This window comes from Paenibacillus sp. UASWS1643, assembly GCF_008693195.1.
GTDB classification, from domain to species: domain Bacteria; phylum Bacillota; class Bacilli; order Paenibacillales; family Paenibacillaceae; genus Paenibacillus; species Paenibacillus amylolyticus_B.
In genome coordinates this window covers 1,482,489-1,507,153 of the sequence record NZ_VXKZ01000115.1, presented here as the reverse complement: position 1 = coordinate 1,507,153, position 24,665 = coordinate 1,482,489, and the positions used below count along the sequence as shown (strand labels likewise).

21 protein-coding genes are annotated in these 24,665 nt (G+C 45.0%); 18 read left to right on the top strand and 3 right to left on the bottom strand.

Features of this window, described 5'->3' with window-relative positions; translation table 11 throughout:
• Positions 1 to 290: 290 nt before the first annotated feature.
• A complete protein-coding gene (locus FE296_RS30745; protein ID WP_150367517.1) occupies positions 291 to 875 on the bottom strand; it encodes a P-loop nucleotide/nucleoside kinase family protein in 585 nt (194 codons plus the stop codon).
• Positions 876 to 1,125: 250 nt separating this feature from the next.
• On the opposite strand from FE296_RS30745, the gene FE296_RS30740 reads away from it, so the two are divergent.
• Complete coding sequence (locus tag FE296_RS30740; protein ID WP_190945664.1) at positions 1,126 to 1,461, top strand: PadR family transcriptional regulator; 336 nt, start codon at positions 1,126 to 1,128, stop codon at positions 1,459 to 1,461.
• Positions 1,458 to 2,795: an FtsW/RodA/SpoVE family cell cycle protein gene (locus tag FE296_RS30735; protein ID WP_190945662.1), complete on the top strand. Its 1,338-nt coding sequence runs from the start codon at positions 1,458 to 1,460 to the stop codon at positions 2,793 to 2,795. Before FE296_RS30740 ends, FE296_RS30735 begins: the two co-directional genes overlap by 4 nt.
• A 43-nt stretch (positions 2,796 to 2,838) precedes the next feature.
• Here the strand turns inward: FE296_RS30735 and FE296_RS30730 are convergent, their stop codons facing one another.
• Positions 2,839 to 4,656, bottom strand: coding sequence for an ABC transporter substrate-binding protein (locus FE296_RS30730; protein WP_150367515.1), 1,818 nt, complete (start codon positions 4,654 to 4,656; stop codon positions 2,839 to 2,841).
• Positions 4,657 to 4,791: 135 nt separating this feature from the next.
• Here FE296_RS30730 and FE296_RS30725 point away from each other — a divergent pair, with 135 nt between their 5' ends.
• From FE296_RS30725 to yidC, 3 genes are all read left to right on the top strand, one after another.
• Complete coding sequence (locus FE296_RS30725; RefSeq protein ID WP_150367514.1) at positions 4,792 to 6,411, top strand: DUF4153 domain-containing protein; 1,620 nt, start codon at positions 4,792 to 4,794, stop codon at positions 6,409 to 6,411.
• Between the two features lie 92 nt (positions 6,412 to 6,503).
• Positions 6,504 to 6,854 (top strand): hypothetical protein, encoded by a 351-nt coding sequence (locus FE296_RS30720; protein WP_190945660.1) that lies wholly within the window; start codon positions 6,504 to 6,506, stop codon positions 6,852 to 6,854.
• On the top strand, positions 6,791 to 7,678 hold the full coding sequence (gene yidC / locus FE296_RS30715) for a membrane protein insertase YidC (RefSeq protein WP_150367513.1): 888 nt from the start codon (positions 6,791 to 6,793) through the stop codon (positions 7,676 to 7,678). Before FE296_RS30720 ends, yidC begins: the two co-directional genes overlap by 64 nt.
• 176 nt (positions 7,679 to 7,854) lie before the next feature.
• On the opposite strand, the gene FE296_RS30710 is transcribed toward yidC, so the two are convergent.
• A complete protein-coding gene (locus FE296_RS30710) occupies positions 7,855 to 8,964 on the bottom strand; it encodes a helix-turn-helix transcriptional regulator (RefSeq protein WP_150367512.1) in 1,110 nt (369 codons plus the stop codon).
• A 129-nt stretch (positions 8,965 to 9,093) separates the two neighbouring features.
• On the opposite strand from FE296_RS30710, the gene FE296_RS30705 reads away from it, so the two are divergent.
• From FE296_RS30705 to FE296_RS33080, 13 genes are all read left to right on the top strand, one after another.
• On the top strand, positions 9,094 to 9,801 hold the full coding sequence (locus tag FE296_RS30705) for a class I SAM-dependent methyltransferase (RefSeq protein ID WP_150367511.1): 708 nt from the start codon (positions 9,094 to 9,096) through the stop codon (positions 9,799 to 9,801).
• The gene (locus FE296_RS30700; RefSeq protein ID WP_124114329.1) at positions 9,785 to 10,888 is read left to right on the top strand and encodes a saccharopine dehydrogenase family protein; all 1,104 of its coding nucleotides are present in this window, start codon (positions 9,785 to 9,787) and stop codon (positions 10,886 to 10,888) included. The genes FE296_RS30705 and FE296_RS30700 overlap by 17 nt, the downstream gene beginning before the upstream one ends.
• 77 nt (positions 10,889 to 10,965) lie before the next feature.
• Positions 10,966 to 11,259 carry a hypothetical protein gene (locus tag FE296_RS30695; RefSeq protein WP_124114331.1) on the top strand — a complete coding sequence of 98 codons (294 nt, stop codon included), beginning with the start codon at positions 10,966 to 10,968 and terminating at the stop codon, positions 11,257 to 11,259.
• Positions 11,260 to 11,337: 78 nt separating this feature from the next.
• Positions 11,338 to 12,630: an amidohydrolase gene (locus FE296_RS30690; protein ID WP_150367510.1), complete on the top strand. Its 1,293-nt coding sequence runs from the start codon at positions 11,338 to 11,340 to the stop codon at positions 12,628 to 12,630.
• A 192-nt stretch (positions 12,631 to 12,822) separates the two neighbouring features.
• Positions 12,823 to 14,223, top strand: a complete 1,401-nt coding sequence (locus tag FE296_RS30685; RefSeq protein WP_150367509.1) for an Ig-like domain-containing protein — start codon at positions 12,823 to 12,825, stop codon at positions 14,221 to 14,223.
• Between the two features lie 77 nt (positions 14,224 to 14,300).
• Positions 14,301 to 16,238 (top strand): S-layer homology domain-containing protein, encoded by a 1,938-nt coding sequence (locus FE296_RS30680; protein ID WP_150367508.1) that lies wholly within the window; start codon positions 14,301 to 14,303, stop codon positions 16,236 to 16,238.
• Positions 16,239 to 16,434: 196 nt separating this feature from the next.
• Positions 16,435 to 18,399, top strand: a complete 1,965-nt coding sequence (locus tag FE296_RS30675; RefSeq protein ID WP_150367507.1) for an ABC transporter ATP-binding protein/permease — start codon at positions 16,435 to 16,437, stop codon at positions 18,397 to 18,399.
• A 27-nt stretch (positions 18,400 to 18,426) separates the two neighbouring features.
• Positions 18,427 to 19,095, top strand: a complete 669-nt coding sequence (locus FE296_RS30670) for a response regulator transcription factor (protein WP_124114341.1) — start codon at positions 18,427 to 18,429, stop codon at positions 19,093 to 19,095.
• A complete protein-coding gene (locus FE296_RS30665; protein WP_124114343.1) occupies positions 19,092 to 20,429 on the top strand; it encodes a sensor histidine kinase in 1,338 nt (445 codons plus the stop codon). Before FE296_RS30670 ends, FE296_RS30665 begins: the two co-directional genes overlap by 4 nt.
• 213 nt (positions 20,430 to 20,642) lie before the next feature.
• Positions 20,643 to 22,478, top strand: a complete 1,836-nt coding sequence (locus tag FE296_RS30660; protein ID WP_150367506.1) for a UbiD family decarboxylase — start codon at positions 20,643 to 20,645, stop codon at positions 22,476 to 22,478.
• Between the two features lie 283 nt (positions 22,479 to 22,761).
• Positions 22,762 to 23,853 (top strand): HD-GYP domain-containing protein, encoded by a 1,092-nt coding sequence (locus FE296_RS30655; RefSeq protein WP_124114347.1) that lies wholly within the window; start codon positions 22,762 to 22,764, stop codon positions 23,851 to 23,853.
• 161 nt (positions 23,854 to 24,014) lie between these two features.
• Positions 24,015 to 24,470 carry an SRPBCC family protein gene (locus tag FE296_RS30650; protein ID WP_150367505.1) on the top strand — a complete coding sequence of 152 codons (456 nt, stop codon included), beginning with the start codon at positions 24,015 to 24,017 and terminating at the stop codon, positions 24,468 to 24,470.
• Between the two features lie 35 nt (positions 24,471 to 24,505).
• Positions 24,506 to 24,664, top strand: coding sequence for a hypothetical protein (locus FE296_RS33080; protein WP_017688805.1), 159 nt, complete (start codon positions 24,506 to 24,508; stop codon positions 24,662 to 24,664).
• Position 24,665: the final 1 nt, after the last annotated feature.

Genomic DNA, 24,665 nt, shown 5'->3' with positions numbered 1-24,665 from the left:
AGGTATGTTCGTTCTCTTACATTTAGGTACATCTATAATCTATCAGTTCGAATGTAATGACGATTCCGTAGTACGCACTTATTACTGCAGGACTTCCGCAAACCTTTTTGCGTGATCCCGCAATCGCAGAAGGTGAATAGTGAGTTGCGAATGATCTTGAACATATGAAAAGAGGTATTTGTCATGATGGACCCAATGGGGTCTCGACAAATACCTCTTTTTGTTTCGTCTTTATACTTTCCATGCGAAGCGACATAGTGCAAAGGAATTGTGATGTGAATTTTATAATGCTACTTGTACATCCGTCGTTCAAGTTCAGCATAGGCAATGGCAGGATCATCACTGGAATTATCAATATAAGCGATGGATGAAGCAGGGAGGGGCCAAGCTATTTCTTTACGGACGAGAGAAGTTGTGAAGGCATCCCAGTTGGCTAACTTCCATTCATCTAGTGGGGATTGTCTCGCTGTGATCCGTTTGTGATACAACGCTTCATTCTCCAGATAAATATAGGCTACACGCACATCCGTATCATCTAGGGTATGTCCAATTCGTGCAAGTTCCTGAGCAATCCAATCCGGTGAACCGATTTCTTTGGTAAATGGCCCCACAACGATCGTATCGATACCCAACTGAACGTTATCCAGAGCGGCATCCATCGTAATGCGGTACCCAAGATCACGGCACAACCTTTTGTATTCAGGCGAATCTCGGTCGGAGGGATCAAGTCCCTGAAGGGTCATGATCGCCTCAGCCGCGGGACGAAGCAGAATATCCATATCAAAGAAAGCCGCTTTATGTTTACGGGAAAGGGCTTTGGCAAGGGTGGTCTTGCCACTTCCGGCCCCGCCGAGAAAAAAAATTAGTTTGCTCATGAATGTAATGCCTCCTTTAATTAGATTCAAAAAATAGGATATGTAATTGAAAAAATACACGTGTATATAGATTTATCATTAGAGTTCGTGAATGAAAGGACTTGTTTATTTTAACATAAATAAAGAAGCTTGTTGGCTAGACAGAAAAGGAAGGATAAGGTAAAATCATACCTAGTTGTTCTATGCATAGGTTTCCGATGTATATGATCAGAAGAGATTTAAAAGTATGAAAAGGAAGGAGTGAGCCGCGTTGCAGGTTAACAAACAAATGATTAAAGGCAGTACCGAGACACTAATCCTAACTTTATTGAAGGAACGACCGTTGTACGGTTATGAATTAATTAAGGAATTACATCGTCAATCCGAGGGTGTGTTTAATCTGAAAGAGGGCACGTTATATCCTATTTTGCATGCCATGGAGATTGAAGGATGGGTAGAGTCGTACTGGATGGAGGTTGAAGGCCGTAAACGTAAATATTATTCGATTCGTGACAAGGGCATGGAGGCCTTACAAAGTAAAAAAGCAGAATGGAATTTGTTCCGCAGAGCTGTGGATCGGGTGCTTGGGGAAGGAGGCCTGACATGACGAATCGAGATGAACGAATTCAGCATTATCTTGATCACATGTGTGTTCAGGTTAAAGCTCGCGAAGTACATAACGACTTGCGTGATGAGTTGGGAAACCACATGGAAGAGATCATTTTGGACAAAGAACAAGAAGGTTATACAGAGGAAGAAGCAATTGCATATGCCATTGAACAGATGGGTGATCCTGCAGTGGTAGGCAAAAGCATGCACCGATTGCATCGACATCGAATGCACTGGGGGCTGTTAACGGGACTTTCCAGTTTGCTAATCATAAGTCTGCTGCTGACGTGGATTTATACGACAAATATCTCAGTTGAAACCTTTCAGTTCTTATATAAAAGTCATTTGATCTACACTATTTTTGGTTTAGTACTGATGGTGTTTTTGATTTATTTTGATTATCGAAAATGGAAAAAAGCTGCCTGGTGGATCTATATTTTGTTAAGTGGTATGTTGTGGATTAATCCGTTGGTATCACCGTTTGATTATGGTGTGCAACGGTTCTGGAGCATATTTGGGTTAACCATTGATCTCACGACGATATCCATGTGGGTATTGCCCCTCGCCATAGGTGCGATTATGCTGGATAAGCTGCGTACTAAGTGTGACGTACAATCCATCTCAACTTATATTCTTCTTGTGGCTTTGCCGTCTTTTAGCCTGTTACAAGCTTCAGATTGGGTACGATTGTTTCCATTCGGAACGGCAACTATTATCTTGTTTGCCTGGATTACACGAAAATGGCTTTATACGTTTGTAGGTGCTGCAATTGCGGGACTTGTCACTATGATGCAATTGTTTTTGAGTGGTGAGTACAGGCGGTTTGAGAGACTCACTGCCGTGTTTAATCCCCAAAATGACCCGCTAGGACATGGTAGCTATAACCAATCAATTATGAGTATTCTTCATTCCGCCGGATGGCGGGGAAACGGTTTTGACACGTCTTTTGACCACTTTAAAGGATTTTATATGGACTATCCCGGTGTAATGCTTATTGATGTATTTGGTTGGCTAGCAGGCATAGTGCTGTTGCTTGGAATCGTATGGTTTCTTGCTAGTATGCTGAAAATGCTACCTCGTGTACTCGATGAATTTGGTCGTATGATCGTGTTCAGTATTACAATGATGTTTGTATTGCAAATGCTTTACTCGCTGGCGATGACTACCGGAAAGGTTCCGATTGTTAGCGTTACATTCCCTTTTATTGGATTTGGTTCTCATCTGATCTTAGAATACGCCATGATGGGTTTACTGCTTGGAGTATATCGACGTAAAGATACCATTTCATTAAGAAGCCAACCGAGACAGCCGATCAGGACCTTATCAAAATAAAGTAGACACGTGATCGGATGGTATAAGTAATACAATACGATGTTTAATCAAACGGATGTGCTCGTGCGTCAGACGGAAACCAGATATGACGCAGGTTCACCCAGCCCTGGCTGTTGAAAGATAGGCCGCGCACCGAAGGCAGATAAGCGGTTTCAACTGGTTTTTCGGATAAATGGAATAGTAAATTCTGACCGACCAAGAATTGTTCAATTCGGTCTAATTCAGAAGTTCGATCTGCTGCAATCGGAGAAGCAATAATGGTTTGCAACATCTCATGAATCGTTATACGAGCCGAATCTTCCAGGTGCTCGGACAACGTGGAGTAAAGATCATACCTGCGCAGTTCTTCGTCTCTGTCCCGAATGAGAGAGAAGAGAATCAGATCAGATTCCAGCCGGAGATTTCCTTTGAACTGCTCCATCGTAGCGGTACGGACGGTACAGGAGAAACCGTACTGCTCCAGTATGGACGCCAGATGTTTAGCATCCCTGCGATATTGTGGAATGGTTGCAATATGCAAGGAGATGGGACTGGAGGATATCGAACTTATCGATACATGGCTAAATCCCTCCGAGTGGACCTGGACTTTCTTGGTATTTACCGCACTAAAATCAGTCTCCACGACCTCAGAGTCATCTGCATGTTGTTCATCTCTATACATTCCAGCAAGACATGACTGAAGGTGTGCTCTTACTTCCGGATCGTTTAACGGTCCGGCTTTTTGCGTATTACATGTGAGTAATTTATGAACCATCACACCTGCACTAATCTGAGTCCAATCTGCACCTGTAGACGAAGACGGATTATGAACAAGATGGAAGAACGGAGTTTCGATATCTTGACTATCATCCATTTTGGCCGAGGCACTCCACGGAATTTGCAGGATATCTACCCGGTCCATATGTGCTCTACCCTGAAAATACGATGAAAAGGCTTCAAGTCTGCACAAGTGATCATCCCAGGCGGTGACCTTGAACGGCCCCGTCCCAACAGGTTTTTGCATCCCATGCACATCACTCGAATGCTTCATCTTATGTTCGTTTGTTCCTGGTGAGGGTACAATCGCCGCACGACTTGTTGTCAGGAAGGATAAAAACAATTCATGAGGATATTTAAGCTGGAAACACACGGTTAAGGAATCGACCGCTTCGATAGATAGAATCTGTTTACTTACATCACGGTACAGTGTCCGGCGATCTGTAGATTGCAGCCGTTCAAACGTATGTACAATATCATGGGCCGTCAACAACTGACCATCGTGAAATGTAATACCTTTTCGCAAATAAAAGATCCAAGTCTTTCGGTCTGCACTGACATCCCAGGTATGAGCGAGACAGGGGAGAATCTCTCCCTGTTCACCACGTTGAACCAACCCGTCAAAGACATGGCTGGTAACAAAGGATTCAGCTAATAGATTAATGTACAGCGGATCAAGCGCATGAAGCTGTTGGCGCAGGGGCAACCGAAGCGTATCAATCTGCTCATTATTGGTGCCGGCTTCCGTATGATGTCCTGAATACCCTAGCAACCACTGGTTTAGATGATCCTGCATGATTGTTGAACTGGAGAATGCGCTCACCTGCTCGGCAGCTTCCTGCAACTCCCGGCGATTCATGGCCTGCATCATATATTCTGCGGCGATTTGATCAGCCGGAACAAGTAAAGTCAGTGAAGAACGCCGACCCCGGCCACGCTGGGAAACCCAACGAATCCAATCATGGGCAACCATCTTTTTGACAATCGTTAACGTATTGCGGTGTGTACAATTTAGCAATTCAGCGAGGTCGGCAAGCGTAAGTTCATGTTCTGTATGGTGACCGTAATGACGATGCAACAGCAGATATTGCTGATGTAATTTCAAAGTGATGATTCCCTCCTGGAGGTGAACACTGACGTATTCCTCTAAAATAAGAAGTTTTGTCGATTTTAATTTCTATTTATATACCTATTTTATCATCTAGAATATAGCATAGAAAGGTTAATGGAGGTTTTTCCCATGATTGATAAAATAATGGCTTCACCGCATCGTGCTCTAATCACGCTACTGTCTGCATGGATACTTGCTATCATTCACCAGTATTTATTCTATGGTAATGATTTGGGCGTATCGTATCCGATCTTTGTCATTCTCTTATACGTGTTTATGTATCTGTTTGCACGGGATCGTATGAGGTCTTTCCAGTGGATTGATGCATTTGTGGCGGGTATTGTGCTGTTATTGTCGCTAACGTTCCTGTTATACGACAATGAACTGTTCCGTGTTCTTAATTTCCTGGTTGTACCCGGCGTAATTATCTTACATATGACCTATCTAATGGGCAGAAAACGGAAGCAGTGGTGGGAGGTCGGTTTGATTGGTACGGCGATTGACCATTTACTGCCTCAAGCCATACGTCATTGGGGGACTGTTGGGGCCATTGCTGTGAGAGCAGGCGGGCGTGGCATGGGCAAATCACAGAAAACGGTTGTTTTCAAAGTACTCATTGGTCTTGTGGCGTCCTTGCCTATCCTCATTGTAGTCGTTGCATTACTGTCCTCCGCTGACGGGGTCTTTGATCAGTATTTAGCCGGTTTTCCGGAGTGGCTGAATCAATTGGCTTTTACTCCAGGGATACCGAGAATCATCTGGATTGTCATTGCAGGTGTAGGTCTGTTCGGTTATGTATGGGGATTTGTACAGCCAATGCAATATGAGGCAGAGAAGAGAGCGAACGCACATTGGAAAAATGGCGCAGCAACCACGCTTGATAAGCGTGATCACACTTATATATTCTCTCCTGTGGATCCACTCCCTAAGGGTCAGGTTACGAATAAAATTACACCCGAGCCCGAACATGTTCCGGTTCTTCGGGGACCATTCAGATTGGACCCCATCATTGTGGGGACTATGCTGATCGTCATCAACTGTGTGTACGTTATGTTCGTACTTGTACAGTTTTCGTATCTGTTTGGTGCGGGAGAGGGACATCTTCCGGTAGATCTGTCATACGCTGAGTATGCGAGAAGTGGATTCGCAGAGTTGATTCTCGTTACGGGTATTAATTTCTTTATTCTTATTGTTGCATTGCAATTCACACGTCCGAGTGGAAAAGTAGGCATGATCGTGCATCAGGCACTTCTCCTGATTCTGGTCAGCTGTTCAGCAATCATGTTGTATTCCGCTTTTATGCGCCTAAATCTGTATGAACAGGCATATGGATATACGTACATCCGGTTCCTGGTACACGCATTCATGATCTTCCTGGCACTTCTGTTACTGATTGCCGGCCTTCGTATACGCTACACGTCCATACCGCTGATCCGTTGGTATATTGTACTTGCACTCACTGCATATGTTGCAGTCAACTATGTGGGCATGGATAATCGGATAGCAGCGCTGAATATTGAACGTTATCATCAGACTGGCAATATTGATGCATCCTACCTGGCAAGTCTATCGGCAGATGCGACTCCGTTACTTCGAGAGTTTGCTTTGAAGGAGTACCCGGATCTCAAGAGAGAAATGCTGGAACGTCAAGCCTATCTGGAGAGGGATACATCCAATCGTTCCTGGCCTTCTTATAACGTTGCAAAACACAGAGCTGAGCTAGAAATGTCCAAATTGAGAACGGAATAGTTGAATACTGGCTATTTTCACGAACGGATTTATGCAAAAACAATATGTAAGTGTTATAATATAAAAACTAACCTATAAAGGGGGTGAATCCCTTGTTTGAACTGCAGGAGTTATTACCATATTTATTCTCGATTGGACTCATCTTCACCGTCAGTTATGCCTATATTGCCCATCTTCATTGTGGCATGACGGAGTACTGGGTGGAAGGTGGCGTCGGTGGTGGACTTGAACCTGTACTTCCCGCCCTGTGTTTGGACAGACAGCACAGACAGGAAGACTGGAGCCGCATGATTAGACGAAGAGAAGCGCCCGATGAAGATGAACCAGATTGTCATTCCTCGTTGAACGATTGGTCAACAAATCAACGAGGAGGATATATATGGAACATAAGACGAACAAGGGATTCACTTTTACATCGGGCAAGGGACGAATCTATGGCCTGATTGCTATTTTGTTTGCAGTCATGCTGCTTGCCGGATGCAGCAACAACGTGTCGGAGATTACCTCATCGACACCGGGATTTTTTAACCATTACATTGTATTTCCACTGTCGTATCTGATTCAGCATATTGCCACCATATTTAATGGAAGCTACGGGGTGGCGATTATTGTGATCACGCTGGTCATTCGTCTGGCACTGTTACCGTTGATGATGCGTCAAGCGAAGTCCCAGCAGGGAACACGAGTCATCATGAATGCCATGAAACCCGAGATGGATGCGCTCAAGAAAAAATATGAAGGCAAAAATGACCCTGCTGATAAGCAAAAGCTGTCTCAGGAAACGATGGAGCTATACAAGAAACATAAGTTCAATCCGCTGAATATTGGTTGCTTGCCGATGCTCATTCAGTTGCCTATACTTTCTGGTATTTACACGGCTATCCGACTTACACCGGAGTTGTCCTCCCATTCGTTCCTGTGGTTCAAACTGGGTGCACCGGATTACGTGCTCGCTGTGGTGGTCGCGGTCATTTATCTGATTCAAGCGAAGGTATCCCAAGCCAATATGGCGCCTGAACAGCGAAAACAGTTTGCCATTATGGGATATCTCTCCCCATTAATGATGGCATTCTTTTCTCTAACAGCCCCTGCAGCCATGCCGCTCTACTGGACGGTTGGGGGTTCGTTCCTGGTGCTACAGACATTATTATTCCGCAAGATGTACCCTGTAGAACACCCGCAGGAGCCTGTAATTGTGGAAGTGAGTCAGAAGAAGAAGAAAAAATCTGGTTCATCCAAATCTACTCGGAAACCTGCAAAGTCGTAGGAAAAGATATGGACGTAATCATGGCATCGTGAAGATATTTAGTATAAACGTGTTATACGTTGCAAAAGCCTAAGAAAGAAGCCGATCCTTTAGGATCGGCTTCTTTGTATTCAAGAAACGATGTAGATTAAATGTACTCGCATTCTATTGAGCAGATATTCTTCTGTTCTGTCACGTCATATCTCCGGTTCATCCGACAGTTGGAAACGGGAAACAAAATACCAGATGAGCTCGCGACGTGAGGATACCTTGGTTTTGGCGAAAATCGATTTCAAATGATCCTGAACGGTGTACACAGAGATATGCATCGCTGCAGCAATCTCTTTGGACGAATAGCTGCGCAGCACATAACCCAGCAGTTCCCGTTCTCGACTGGATAATCCATGGCTCTCGGCAAGCAAGGGCAGCAAATCCTGTGGCATCGCCTGCTCCAAACGGATGGCAATCTGATCCGGTCCCACGAGCTGTTGCATGAGACTGGCATGAAGTATGAGGTAACGCCCATCCGGAAGTTGAATGCAAACTTTGGAGGGCGAGTCGAGAGTGAGTTGAGTATCGTCAGCCCGTTCTGCCCGATTCTTGCGCTGCAAGTGCGAACTGACTGCACGTACCGGACGGGGCAGAACATCCGGCCCTATATGTTCCAGCATACGCAATTGGGACAACCAATACTCCGCCGGGGCGTTCAGGGATAAGAGCTGAAACGTATCCGAGGTGATCAAAATCCCAGGTTCTTCGGGACTTCCACTCGTGATCTCATCCACAAGTGTCAGACTTGTGGACCGCAGCATCGATGCAATCGAAGCAGTCCAGGTCTGAATCAGCAACCGTTCTTCTTCTGTAAAAAAAGAATTCTCAGTCTTGCGATACAGGGTCAGATATCCCCAACAAGCGTCTCCACTGACGAATACGGCGCGCAGTTCATCACCGAACCCCGCTGGCTGAAGAATGTTGATATAACGTGGGCTTTGTTCATGCTGTGCGTTTATGGCCGTGTGAAGTGTCGCTGTATGTTCACCGCTGCGAATTAATTCAGCGTATTTATGTATATCTTCTTCCATGTATTCATTGATGAATAACCGATCATGAATAGCTTCAATGCCTTCTTCTGTCACAGCTCCAGTGGAGAGAAGAGTCAAAGGATCAACGGTGGTGAAACAGTATGCGTCGTACGGTATAACCGAATGGATCTGTTTGAGAACAGATTCCCGGTAGGTACGTGAGGTCCAGGTTCCTTTTTCAAGAGAAGTGATAAGTCTGTGGCTCCGGTCAATAGGTGATGTCAACAAGGTTTCTCCTCTCTCTATGCGAATATCCCAATGTTCTGGGATTGTAGGCTCAGCGTATCCTTCTATAATGAAATTAGACGAACAACGAGTCAAGTCTAACTTCAATTCAAGAGGAGCGCGGTGCCCATGAATCACAATCCATCACCGATGAGCTGGGAAACAGCAGATGTTCATCGTTACGAACAATCGATAGCCTTGAAAATTCCGGGTTATTCTCATATGCATGATCTAATGGAACGGCTGCTTGCAGCATATTTTGCGGATAACAACGATATTCATATACTTGTTGCTGGAGCTGGAGGGGGAAAAGAATTAGCTCTGCTTGGTTCACGCCATTCCAACTGGATGTTCACGGGAGTAGATCCTTCGCTGCCGATGCTGCAACTTGCTGAGAAACGAGTCGCGGAAGCAGGCATCGGTTCCAGAGTGACGCTGCAACCTGTCACGGTTGAAGAATTGCCGGAGGATATTGTATATGATGGGGCGACAAGTATGCTCATGTTGCATTTTCTTCAAGGGATGGAGGCCAAAAGAGCACTCGTGACAAGTCTGGCAGCGAGGCTTAAACCGGGTGCACCACTGATCATTGCGGCTGTAAATGCCGATCTTCGTTCTCCTGCACATTCAATCATGATGCAAGCTTGGCAGGATCACATGTTGAGTGTGGGAGTGCTTCCTGAAGAGTGGGAGCGCTTTGCTGCTTCCCTAGGCCGTGAATCCGATCCAATATGCTCTGAAGAGATGACTAAGCTACTGACCGAATGCGATTTCTCACATATTACACGTTACTTCGGGGCGTTCTGGGTGGAGGGGTATTATGCAATTCGAAACTAACGTGAAGCCTATGAAAGATCAGATCTGGGTCGTTGGCGGTTATGGTCAAGTAGGGCGGATGATATGTACTCAACTGGGGAAATTGTTCCCGGGTAAAGTATGGGCTGCGGGTACACGCATGAACCGTGCGGAAGAATTCAGCCGATCTACAGGTGGTGCAGTACTGCCGCTACAACTGGATGTGACCAAACCTGTGGAGCCGTCCATGTTACGGTCTGTTAAGTTGGTCGTCATGTGTGTCGATCAGAGTGATACCCGGTTTGTTGAATCCTGTGCACAAGCCGGAACCGATTATATTGATATTTCTGCAAAGTATGATTTTCTCGCTCAGGTTGAACAGCTACACACCACAATGCAACGTTCCAAATCGACCGCAATACTCAGCGTTGGACTATCACCGGGAGTAACGAACTTGCTTGTACGCGAAGCGACCATGCATATGGATCAGGTGGAGGAAGCAGACATTAACGTGATGCTGGGACTTGGAGAGAAACACGGAAAAGCAGCCGTGGAGTGGACGGTTGATCAGATGAATGCCACCTACCAGGTGATGCAAAAGGGGAAGCCTACGGAGGTGCAAAGTTTCGGAGATGGCAAAAGGATCGATTTTGGAGCGGAATTGGGGAACCGGAAGGCGTATCGATTTAACTTTTCAGACCAACACGTGGTTGCTCGGACCTTACGTATTCCAACCGTATCGACCAGACTATGCCTGGATTCCCGCTGGATCACAACATCCATGGCAATCTCCAAACGTACAGGGTTGTTTTCCTTGCTCCGTATCCCGTCTATTCGGAATGGAACAGTGAAGGCCTTTGGTCTTATTCCTGGAGGAAAGCCGATGTATGCGGTCAAGGTCGATGCCATTGGATGGGAGAATGGGGAACAAATCTGCGTCGAACAATTGCTTGTTGGCGATAAGGAAGCAGATGCAACAGCAGCCGTAGCAGCAGCTGTGGCCGAACACGTATATAAAATAGAGTCAGCGTTGCCGCATGGTGTGTTTCATATCGAACAGGTTCTCTCGTTGCAGGACATTCAGGATGCACTTCATACGCCACTAAAGGTGACGACCAGGATCAAATAGTTTCATGTTCTTTTGCTGGCACCCTCCGATCTGCTATGATGGAACAATAATCATGGCATGATGGAGGGAGGGAGATCATGAACTGCGTTGCTGAATTACCTTATTACAAAGTGCAGAGAAAAGTGACGGGTCTCGCCCAAGAGATTGAGATGAATGCCCGCTCCATGATTCTGTATTCCGATAAAATCGTGACCAAATACCGCGAGTTCAACATCACGGAAGTGTTTGATATGTCATTTCGCCGTATGGGTGATGAAGGTGGGTTTTTCTATCTTCACACGAGCACTGGAGTATATCCATATATGGTCGAAATCGATCCCAAACCTTTTATACAAAGTTTCAGAAAGATGACGATTCAAAAATTAAAATGACTTGACCTTGCCGTTACGTGAAGGCTTAACCTCGGATATGGAAGGAACGATAACCAATCCAGAGGAGCCGTGAACGTAATGAGTATATTGATTCAGCAAGCTACAATTCTAACGATGAAAGATGCCGATGCCCCCTTTATGGGGGATATTCGTGTTGAAGGAGATCGCATTACGCAGATTGCTGACCACATTTTGCCTCAACCGCAAGATGAGATTATCGATGGCCGCCATAAGATTGCCATGCCGGGTCTGATTAATGCCCACCAACATACGCCAATGAGCCTGCTCCGGGGATTTTCGGATGATCTGAAGCTGATGGACTGGCTCGAACGTAAAATGTTGCCTGCCGAAGCACGGATGAACACGGAAGACATCTATTGGGGGGCCAAGTTATCCATCGCCGAGATGATCCGCTCAGGTACCACTGCCTTTGCAGATATGTACATTCATATGAACGAGATTGCAGAAGTCGTGAAGCAAACAGGTATCCGGGCATCGCTGACACGCGGGATGGTATTCCTGGAGGATGATGGCGGACGCAGGTTGCAAGAGGCGATTGATCTTGTGCAACGCTGGTCTGGAGCCGCCGATGGGCGAATTACAACCATGTATGGACCCCACTCCCCTTACACATGTCCCGTAGAGCCACTCCGTGAAGTCATTGCCATGGCTGTCAAGGAGGATATCCCATTGCATATTCATCTGGCTGAGACGAAGGAAGAAGTCGTGAAGATTCGAGAGCGTTATGGCATGACACCGACGGAGTATTTGGAAGAGGCGGGGATGTTCGAACAGGCACATGTGTTGCTTGCGCATGGTGTGCACCTCAATCGAAGAGACATCAGCAGATTGAAGGGTATGCGTGGTGGTGTAGCACACAATCCGGTCAGCAATCTGAAGCTGGGGTGTGGAATCGCTCCGATTACCGAGATGTTGGCCCAGGGGATTAACGTGGGGATCGGAACCGATGGAGCGGGTAGTGCCACAACCGTGGATATGTTCGAGGAGATCAAAGCGGCGACCTGGTTGCAAAAGCTGGACTATGGCGATCCCACACGCTTGCCAGCCAAGAACGTTCTACACATGGCTACACGCGGAAGTGCTATTCTGCTTGGTTTACAGGATGAAGTGGGTGTACTTGAGGTCGGGCGCAAAGCAGATCTGATCCTGATCGATCTGGTGAAACCACATCTTCAACCGGTACATGAAGTAGAATCGTTACTGTCTTATAGTGTAAACGGTGCGGATGTGGATACCACGATTGTGAACGGTCAGATCCTCATGCAAGGCAGAAAGTTGTTAACGATTGATGAGGATGAACTTTACCGTGAGGTGAAGGTTAGAGCCAAAAGGATTGTTGAGGGAATTTAATTTTTAGTGAATTTAATCCAAACTGGAAAAATATTTGTGTTCAAAACGCTATGGAGGCTTACTCCATGGCGTTTTTTGTCGAATTTAAACTGGGAATAGTTCCATGGTCCTGTTCAGAATTGGTTCAGAATGACTCGTTATACTGAGCGTGTAGTTGTTCAAATTTGAAATGTACACGAGGAGGAACATGAATTGAAGGGGAAACAAAACAAAAAACGGCTTAAGCCAATATTGAAAAAAAGCATGTTGACTGCGCTCGGATTGGGCATTGCATTGCCTATAGGTGGAACGCTCCCGCAGGCTGACGCAGGTGCAATTGGTCCGGAGATTAAGATTTCACAACCTGTACTGAGCGAGTACATTCGATGGCTGAGTCGTTCATCGGAAGATTCAAATCAGCATTCTCTCGTGTCGTATACGCCAATCGAGGCACTTGATGAGACAGTTGAAATTGATTTAAACAACCATTTTTCACTCGCCACATACGATTCGGTCAAGGCCAGTTCAGACAATCCTAGTGTGGCATATGTATATGTAAACAATGAAAATAAGCTGGTAGTTATTCCCTATAGAGACGGTAAAATCAACATTGAGTTGAAAGCCAATTATACTTTATCTGGAGAAACTGTTACGGATAATTTCGAACTATATATTAGTAAACAAGGCGATGTGAATAATGATGGCCAAGTGAATGCTGCGGATGCAGTAGCGCTATTGAAACATCTTCGTAATGAATTTAACCGTCGTTCCTATTCTGCTGTTGAGATGAATCGGATGGATGTTGACCGTGATAGTGAAGTTAATTGGTCAGATGCAAATGCTTTATTATATGGTTATGCCGAGAACAAGCTCGGCAAGAAGGACAACCGTTATGTGCTAACTTTTAAAGAAGTACAGGATGCACCATTTGCATTGAATGCTAAAATAACGGGTGAGATGAAAGTGGGAAGCACGATCACTGGTACATACGATCAGTTGGATGTCGATGAAGATATGTCGAATGAACCTCTCTACCAATGGTATAGAACTTCAGATTCATGGGGAACTGAAAAGCAAATTATCACGGGAGAAACGTCAAAAAATTATAATATTACAGCTGATGACCTAGGGAAATATCTTTTCCTTGAAGTCACACCTCGATCTATTTCGGATGAGCCATTCCTTGGTAGATCCTTAATGTTTTCTGGAAGAGAGGTCGTTACTTCAGCGGAAAATGCTCAAGGAGCAATCCAGAGTTTGTCTCCGTCTAATGGTTCTACAGATGTTAAGGTAAACGAACCGTTGGTTATTACTTTTAATCAACCTATTAAAATGAATACAGAAATGGGCTATAGCATTATCATTAGGAATCTTACGAGCAATAGTGTCGAAGCTACCTACTTTACATTGTTCCAAATTGGATTTTCTGTAAACGAAAGTACAGTCACAATTAATAATCCAACCCTACAATATAACTCGAATTACTCTATTGAAATCTCGGAAGGTGCTTTTATGGCGATCTCTGATAATGCTTTGATGCCAGGGACAATAGTGGAACAAAATGGGGAACAATGGACATTCACTACCAAAGAAGGACCACCACCACCACCTTAATCGTTGTCTGTAATATAGAGTAACAAACTTTCTCTATCGTACCATCTATTAAAGAATATAGACACGGAGGTTATCACATGTTTCAACCGAAAAAGAAACGTCCAAGAATCAGAAAAACAATGTCAGGTCTTATCGCACTGACGTTACTCTCGTCACTCGTATTACCGAGTATAGCGGAGGCTAGACCAACGGAACCATCGCAAGTGAAGTTTGCGGATGTGAGCGTACAGGCTGGTCAGAGCGTCCATGTTCCTGTGACGTTAAAACAACCCGATTACAGTGCAGTCACCGCGTATAGTATGCAGATTGATTATGATTCGTCTGCACTGGAGATCGTACGTATCACCCCTAAATATGTCGGGGACAATTTTCCATCCATAGTGGAAAACATTGAAAAAAACTTCCATTATAAGATTGATAATGAAGCTGGCTGGGTGCGGATCATCTGGGCCGATTTCACTGCAGGTCATTATCCAATTCCTGTGGAACAGCAGCTGTTTGATATTGAGGTAAAAGCCAAAAGTAACGCGGCTCCAGGAACGAAAAAACTAACGGTAAATCGTGAAGATGCAGAACACTGGAATTTCACGAACTTAGATTATGAAAATTACACTGAATTGTCCGGTGGAACGATCACAATTACAGCAGCGAGTTCAGGTGGTAACTCGGGTTCAACGCCTACTCCCGGTTCCTCTTCGGGAGGTAGCGTATCGCCAACTTCACCAGTAGTTACACCTGTTCCCTCTACTCCGGCGGTAACCAAAGGTGTAGACATCTATGTGAACGGACAGAAACAGGAACAATCTGCCACGGCTACCTCATCAACAGTTAACAATCAGGTTACCACCACGGTTCACGTGGATAATGACAAAGTCATCAATCAGATTGGAAGTGGACTAAGAAAGCTTCTGCTGCCGATTACAGGTACTGGCAAGGATGTGGTCGTTGGTGAACTGAACGGAAAACTGGTAAAAACGATGGAAGGAAGTAATGCCGAAGTTGTCATTCAGACAGACAGTGGTACGTACACCCTACCGGCAAATCAGATTCAGATTGATCAGGTTCTGAACCAATTCGGTAGCACTGTTCCACTCGAAGATATCACCATTCAAATCGCTATTGCACCTAGTGCTGCATCCAAGCAATCAGCCATTCAGGCCGCAGCGGATAAGATGCAGAACACTTCGGTCGTTGCAGCTCCAGTTGATTTTGAAGTAAAAGCCATCTGGAATGGACAACAAGTTAATGTGGATCGTTTCAATTCTTATGTAGAGCGCTCCATCACATTGCCGGAGGGAGTGGATGGTTCAAAGATCACGACAGGCGTTGTGCTTCAGCCAGATGGCAGCCTTCTGCATGTACCGACCAAGGTTATCAAAGGTAATGGACAAGATTCTGCTATTATTAACAGCTTGACGAACAGTACCTATGCGCTGATCTATCATCCGGCAACATTCAGCGATGTATCAAGTCACTGGAGTCGGGATGACGTACAGGATCTGGCATCCCGTCTGATCGTACAAGGTACTGGTGAGAACGTGTTTGCGCCAGACCGGAGTATTACGCGGGCAGAGTTTACGGCTGTTCTGTTAAGAGGTTTGGGACTGCACGCACCGCGTAGTACAGAAGCGGCATCGTTCACAGATGTGAAAACTGGCAGCTGGTATGAGGATGAGGTTCAGACGGCCGTGTCCTACGGACTGATCTCAGGTTATGCTGACGACAGCTTCCGTCCGAACAGCGAAATTTCTCGTGCTGAAGCGTTGACGATTGTGTCACGTGCGATGAAACTGGTCGGTCTTGCACAGGCCGACGCGTCAGAGACAACAAGTCTGCTGAGCACGTACAGCGATAGTGCTAAAGTACAGGCTTGGGCAGCAGAGCCGGTTGCATCGGCTATTAAACAAGAGCTGGTACAAGGTGCTGATGGCAAGCTGATGTCAGATGCAGACATTAGTCGTGCACAGTCAGCTGCGATTGTGAAAAGGTTACTTGCAAAAGCGGGATTAATCTAATCAAATTTCTGGACACCTACACTTGCTTGAAATGATTTATTTCAAGCAAGTTGTAGGTGTTTTTTTGTATATAGTTCTTTTGAACAACCTCTTATAGGTGCAATGGTCCAGTTCATTATCAGTTCATACTGATTTGTTACGATATGAACATCAAATAGATAGATATCGTGCATGATCAGGAGAGGAAGAGATCCTTATGAAAATATTGGAAGTTAAAAATGTGAAGAAATCATACACCTTATATGGAAAAGAAAAAGTCCCGGTACTCCACGGTTTGAATCTGGGTTTTGAGACGGGGGAATTTGTCTCCATCCTTGGCGAATCTGGCTGTGGTAAGTCGACACTGATGAATATCATTGGTGGGATGGACTCCGATTATGAAGGAGACGTCGTTGTTCGTGGCAAGAACTTAAGTGCCATGACAGAGAAGGAAATGGATGATTATCGGAAGAATAATATCGGCTTTGTCTTTCAAAATTTCAATCTGATTCCGCATCTGTCTGTCCTCGAAAATGTGACGATTGCGATGCAAATGACGGATATAAATGAAAAGGAGCGAAATCAACGTGCCGTTGATATATTAACAGAGGTTGGACTGAAGGATCATCTGAACAAACGTCCCAACCAGTTATCTGGAGGTCAGAAGCAACGGGTTTCCATCGCACGGGCGTTATCCAACAATCCGGATATTATTCTTGCAGATGAACCGACGGGTGCTCTGGATAGGGAAAACGGAGATCAAATCCTCGCTCTGCTCGACAGTATAGCCAAAAAGGGAATGCTGGTGATTGCTGTAACTCACTCGCAGAAGGTCGCTGACTCCGGTACACGTATTGTGAAGGTTGAAGAGGGGCGCATTAGTGACGATATTCATCTGAAAGATCCTTCTACGGCTGTTTACGAGAGTGGTCAGGATTCTTCCCGGAGCCTAAGCTTGCTTGCTTCATTCAAGATGGCACTTAAAAATATGAAACTCAACGGCAAGCGTAATGTATTGGTAGCATTGGGTGGATCTATAGGTATATTAAGTGTACTCCTGATGCTCTCCTTGGGGAATGGAATAACGACATATATGAATGACGAAATCAATTCAAGTATGGACCCTTTGCTTGTGGATATAACCAAGCCGAGTGAAGAAGCCAAAGACATGCAAGGTCCCGAAGCCTTGATGGCACCAGGTGAACCGTTCACCGAAGCTGATATCGAGAGAATTCGCAATTTTCCTAATGTGGATCATGTAGAGACAATTACGACCATTACAGGCCAATCAACGATGGTGAATGAAAAACAAAGTGTGGGACTTACGCAGTTAACGACATTAACGGATGCTTTTGATCCCGCACTGATGACAACGGGAGTTCTCCCGGCAGAAAACGAGATGTTGTTACCCCTCGATACGGTGAAACAATTAAGCGGAAATGACCAAGCTGATTCCATGATCGGCAAGTCCGTGCTTCTATATATCAATGAGATGGATAGTAATAATAAACCAGTGACTTTGGAGAAAGAAGTAACCATCTCAGGGATCTATGAAGCGGCAGATCAACGATCTCCAATGCAACAATCCCCGGGATACATCTTATCAGAGACGTTAGAGCAAATGTACTCGGACAAAGGAATAACGATTGGACCGATTCAGATTAACGCCTATGCAACCGATATGAAATATGTAAATGATATCAATGAAGCTGCTGTTGACGCTGGCTTCGCAGGCTCCCAGATGGCCAAAGTCATGGAGAATATTACGACTTACGTAAGTATGGCTTCCATTGTACTCGCGGGTATTGCAGGCATTTCGTTGATCGTATCCGGTATTATGATATTGGTCGTACTCTATATTAGTGTCGTGGAACGGACGAAAGAGATTGGAATACTGCGGGCGATTGGAGCAAGAAAGAAGGATATCAAACGAATATTCTTCTCGGAATCTGCCTTATTAGGCGTATTTAGTGGTATTATTGCGGTAATCTTTGCAGTGATCATAAGTTATGTGTTAAATATTCTACTGGACAATGCGTTTGGAGCAAAACTGATTAATCTCTCGGGATATTACATCTTGTTTGGTCTCGTGGTAAGTACAGCGATTAGTATCGTGGCCGGTTTGATGCCATCATCAAAAGCGGCGAAGCTGGACCCGATGGAATCCTTGCGATACGAATAAAACCAATGGCGGAAAGGGTATGGTTACATGAACACGATTCTGGTGGTGGACGACGATTCCCATATCCGCAAATTAATCCGAATCTATCTTGAAAAGAATCAATTTTCCGTACTGGAAGCAGCAGACGGTCAAGAGGCGTTAGATATTCTTTCTCATACGAAAGTTGACCTGGCGATTGTGGATGTGATGATGCCTCGAATAGACGGTATTGAATTAACGGAAGATATTCGGTCTTATCTGGATATTCCAATCCTGATGGTCACCGCCAAGGGAGAATCCAAGGACAAAGTCAGAGGATTTAATGCCGGGTCAGACGATTACCTGGTTAAACCTTTTGATCCTGTGGAGTTAATCCTGCGTGTGAAATCGTTACTGAAACGATATAACAAAAGTTCATCAAACCTGATTCAGATCAGCGGTGTTACGATTGATTTGGGCAACCTGATGGTCATTGCGGATGGACAAACTATCGAATTGAAAAAGAAGGAATGTGAATTGTTATTTTCTTTGGCGAGTTCGCCAGGGAAAATATTCACACGTACACAGCTTATAGATGACATATGGGGCATCGATTATGAAGGCGATGAGCGTACGGTGGACGTGCATATCAAGCGGTTAAGGGAACGGCTTGAACCTGTACCTGAACTGGTGATCTCAACGATAAGAGGACTTGGATATCGGCTGGAGCGGACATGAAGATGCTGAGGAAGAGCCTGCGACTTCGAATTGTAGCTACGTTTATCGGGATTGTTCTGGTGAGTTTAATTCTCTCCTTTATGATCAATAACGGGTCCCACGAAAAGACTCCGAATCGTTTTATGGTTACCTTTGCTGAAGACATCGCTACAATGATTAACCTGATTGATGATCCGGAAAAAGTGAAATCTAGCTTGGGTATCTTTGCCCGCTACGGCTTGAATATTACTCCCGTGAATCAACAAAGTGAAGTGTTGTCTTCCTTGCCAGAGGATAAAGTTCATTCGTTATTTGAGGCGGGGACAACCGATGCAATGTTTATGTCCAGTAAAGATGGAATTGCGACCATAGGTGTTCCTGGCACAAACGAGGGGATCGGCACATTTCTGATTCAAAGTGATTTCTCCTCTCTTTTTCACACACTGCGAAACACGCTCTTAACCTCCCTATTAACGGTACTGGTCATTGGTAGCCTACTAATCCTGTTCATGTCCGGGTACATTGTGAAACCGATTAAGAGGTTAACGGTCGCTGCGAAGGAGATGTCATCGGGTGACCTGTCGGTTCGGTTGAAGCATAATAATCAGGATGAGTTTGGGGAACTGATGGAGAGCTTTAATCATATGGCCAGGGAGTTGCAGAAAATTGATTCGGTTCGTGATGACTTTGTCAGCAACGTCTCTCATGAAATGCAGTCTCCGCTCACATCGATAAGAGGATTCACCAGAGCACTACAAGATGGTGTTATTCCATTAGAAGAGCAGAAAGAACATTTGGATATTATCTATGAGGAAACGCTGCGCTTATCAAGGCTCAGTGATAATCTGCTTCGGCTAGCCTCGCTGGACTCGGAGCATCATCCGGTTCATTTCACCACATTCCAGTTGGATGAACAATTAAGAAGGGCGATCTTACTGGCGGAGCCGCAGTGGTCACAGAAGGATATACAGATCGAATTGGACTTGTTGCCCTGCGAGATCACTGTGGACAAAGATTTGTTTGATCAGGTCTGGCAAAATTTAATAAACAATGCGATCAAATACACCGGTCCACAAGGTACCATTCATGTCGAAATTGAGACGTCATCTTCATTTGTGAAGGTATGGATTAGAGATTCTGGACAAGGAATACCTGAGGAAGCTCTCCCGTATATCTTTGATCGATTCTACATGGTGGACAAAGCGCGAAGCAGCTCGCTTCGAGGGAATGGATTGGGTTTGTCCATTGTGATTAAAATTTTGAAATTGCATCAATGTACAATTGATGTCGAGAGCGAAGTGGGAAAAGGCACGCAGTTTATTGTCACGATTCCCAGATCGGTTAGTACATCTTAAGCAAGCCAGAAAAGAAAGCAGCAATATGGAAAACAATCAATTCCTGTGCGCTCAGGATTCAGATTGCTTCATATTGCTTTTTTTGATATTAGGATACTCGACAAAATTTCATATATAGTTTTGTTTAGCAGTGAATCATTTGATAAAATAGAAGAGACGTTATGTGAATCTATGAACTTAATCAATTTATCATACACAGAATGGAGCCATTCAATGAACTATCGCAATATGGAAGATTGTATTAACGATCTGGAGCAGCACGGTCATTTGATTCGGGTCAAAGAAGAGGTTGATCCTCATCTGGAAATGGCAGCCATCCATATGAAAGTGCACGAGGCTAAAGGCCCGGCATTGTTATTCGAAAATGTAAAAGGCTCGAAGTTCCAGGCCGTATCGAATCTCTTCGGCACGGTGGAACGAAGTAAGTTCATGTTCCGCGGTACACTCGAAGGCGTACAACGGGTCATGGCAGTTCGTGATGATCCCATGAAGGCGCTTAAGACGCCATTCCAGCATGTCCGTACAGGTCTAGCTGCATGGCAGGCACTGCCAAAACAGAAGTCTATTAGCCTGCCGGTGTCCGCGCAAGAGATTCAAATCTCGGATCTGCCGCTCATCAAACACTGGCCTATGGACGGCGGGGCATTTGTGACGCTACCACAGGTTTATTCGGAAGATCCGGACAAACCAGGAATCATGAATTCGAACTTGGGGATGTACCGGGTTCAACTGGATGGCAATGATTTTGAAATGAACAAGGAAATAGGGCTACACTATCAGATTCATCGCGGAATTGGTATACATCAAGCCAAAGCGGTCAAAAAGGGAGAACCACTGAAAGTGAGTATTTTCATTGGCGGTCCACCTGCACATACACTTTCAGCGGTTATGCCGTTGCCTGAAGGACTAAGTGAGATGACATTTGCCGGCCTGCTCGCTGGACGTCGCTTCCGGTACAGCTACAAGGACGGATATTGCATCAGCAATGATGCTGATTTTGTCATCACGGGTGATATCTACCCAGGAGAGACAAAACCCGAAGGTCCGTTCGGGGATCATCTGGGTTATTACAGTCTGACACATGAATTCCCGCTAATGCGTGTGCATAAAGTCTATGCCAAACCTAATGCTATCTGGCCGTTTACGGTTGTTGGTCGTCCGCCGCAAGAGGATACGGCTTTTGGCGATTTGATTCATGAGATTACTGGAGATGCGATCAAACAGGAGATTCCAGGTGTCAAAGAAGTACATGCGGTTGATGCGGCAGGGGTCCATCCATTACTGTTTGCAATCGGCAGTGAACGTTACACGCCGTATCAGGCGGTGAAGCAGCCGACAGAGTTGCTTACGATTGCCAATCGTATTTTGGGTACGGGTCAGCTCAGTCTGGCGAAGTACCTGTTTATTACTGCTGAGGATCAGCAGCCTCTGGACACCCATAAGGAAGTTGAATTCCTGACCTATATCTTGGAGCGTATGGATATGCAGCGGGATATTCATTTCCATACCCATACAACGATTGATACACTCGATTATTCGGGTACAGGATTGAACAGTGGCAGCAAAGTTGTTTTTGCAGCATATGGCGACAAGGTTCGAGAGTTGTGCACGGAAGTTCCGGAGTCTTTGAAAAACATTCGTGGTTATGAGAATCCGCAGCTCATCATGCCGGGTATCGTTTCGATCCAGACATCGACCTTCACGAGTTATGCAGATACAGCACAGGAGATGCAAGCATTCACGTCTCTATTGAAAGAACAGGGAGGTCTGGACTCGTGTCCGATGATCATTCTATGTGACGACAGTTCTTTCCTGAGTGCTAACCTCAGCAACTTCTTATGGGCAACCTTTACTCGCAGCAACCCTTCACATGACATGTACGGGGTTAATAGCGGATATGACCACAAGCATTGGGGCTGTGATCAGGTGATCATTGATGCACGTACCAAACCTCACCAGGCACCGCCACTGATTCCCGATCCTTCGGTGGAGAAGAGCATTGAACGTTTATTTGTTAAAGGTGCTAGTCTGGGTTCGATCAAAATCTAATTTGAGATGTCTTGAAGAAGTTCAAACGGAGCGTTTGAACTTCTTTGGCATACTCTGATGCGGAAATGAGGCACAAAAGTGTGTAAAAGTTTAAAACCGGGACTAATTTGGATATTGGAGTGAGGATAAAGTCTTAGGTGTTCGTATTTACCATTGTGATTAAGGTCGTTTGAACTATGTATGAAATGAAGAATTATAACGATATAAAGAAGTATAGGTATTTTTGTGGCCCCGTTCCGTTGGGTGCTGTTACTATAATGAATTGTTCAGGGGGAATACCGATTTGAGAATCCATATTATGAACCTGCAAGACGGAGACCGTCTAACTGCGGATACATTCAGCGATGCAGGATTACATGTTCTCGGGAAGGGAACTGTGATCAAAGGTGAGGATATCACCTTGCTTATGCAGCACCGTGTAGATTATGTAGATATTGAATCACGCGAAGAGGAAATCACTGAAGCAGAATTTTTTGCTGCAGCCGCCAAGCACGCTTCCGGGTTAAGTACAAGCACGAAGGAAGAAGCGCCTGAAGAAGAGATGAAGTCTCAGTTTATTCAGACTGTACATAATTATCAAAATGCTTTTCTCGAAGCTCTAACCGTTGGCAAGTTCAACGCCACCATGGTGGATGATGCACTGCAACCGATGGTTGAGGGACTGGATGAGCAGAAAGATGTCGTTCATCTCCTGATGATGCTGGAGCGGGATGACGTCAATAACTATACACATTCAATCCAGGTAGGATTATTGTCCTTCTACCTTGCGAACTGGCTTGGATATTCTCAGAAGGAGAGTTATCAGATTAGTCGCGGTGGTTATCTGCATGACATCGGAAAGTGCAAAGTATCCCACCGGATTCGGAACAAAACAGAACCGTTGACGGCTGATGAGCAGCTTGAGATGCAGCGTCACACCATATATGGCCATGAAATTATCAAAAACTCGATGACGGATGAAGCGACAGCACTGGTCGCTCTGCAGCATCACGAACGGGAAGATGGGTCGGGTTATCCGATGCAACTTGAGAAAAGTGAAATTCATCCATATACACAGATTGTATCTGTAGCGGATATCTATATCGGCATGAGATCAGGGAATCACGGAGGAAGCAATCCAAACCTGATCAACAACCTTAGAGATATCTATGGAATGGGATTTGGTAAATTGAATGAAAAACCGGTTCAGGCATTGATGCAACATTTGCTTCCTAATTTCATCGGGAAACAGGTACTGCTCAGCAATGGAGAAAAAGGTGTTATTGTTATGAACAATACATCTGATATTTTCAAACCGCTCATCAAAGTGGAGTCTGAAGAATATCGCGATCTCTCTAAAGAGCGTACGCTTGCCATTGATGAATTGCTTATTTAATCTAAATATGATCTGTGTTCCTTACTTATATTGAGGACGGGCCTCCTGTACGAAGACAGGGGACCCGTTTTTTGTTATATCATCCTAGATGTGTTGTTCGACCAAGGAAGCAAGCGTATACTTTGCAAAGACCTTATTTTTCCTGCCAAGGAGCGATCGCCATGATTGAAGTGACAACCGAGATTACGATACATGCCTCGATTGAACGATGCTTTGACTATGCCCGGGATATTGATATACATACTCAGACCGTCTGGCAACATACGAGAGAGCGAGCAGTCGCAGGAGTAACCACAGGAAGAATTGGAGCAGGGGATACAGTTACATTTCAGGCTACTCATTTTGGGGTCAGACAGAAGCTGAAGTCCCGAATTGTGCAGTTTGAACGACCTTTCCTCTTTGTGGATCAGATGGAGAAAGGGGCTTTCAAGAGCATGCGACATGAACATCATTTCAGCGTAATTGGGGATCAGATGACTTGCATGAGAGACACACTTCGATTCGAAGCTCCACTTGGATTGCTGGGATGGGCAACGGAGCGACTTGTGCTGAAGAGATACATGCAGGCATTTCTAGAGGATCGTAATCGTAAGCTCAAAGATATGCTTGAGCAGTAGCCAGAATTGAAGGGATAGAGTAGAGAAGACGTTTGATGGATAATGAATATTTTGTAGGTTGGGGCACACTTGCCTTGATTAATGCCGGACTGGCTCAGGGAAAAAACAGAAGTGGTCGGAACTGGTTTCTGATTTCCCTGTTATTTGGTCCGTTGGCAACCCTCTTTATTGTAGTGTGGAATAAACTGGACTAAT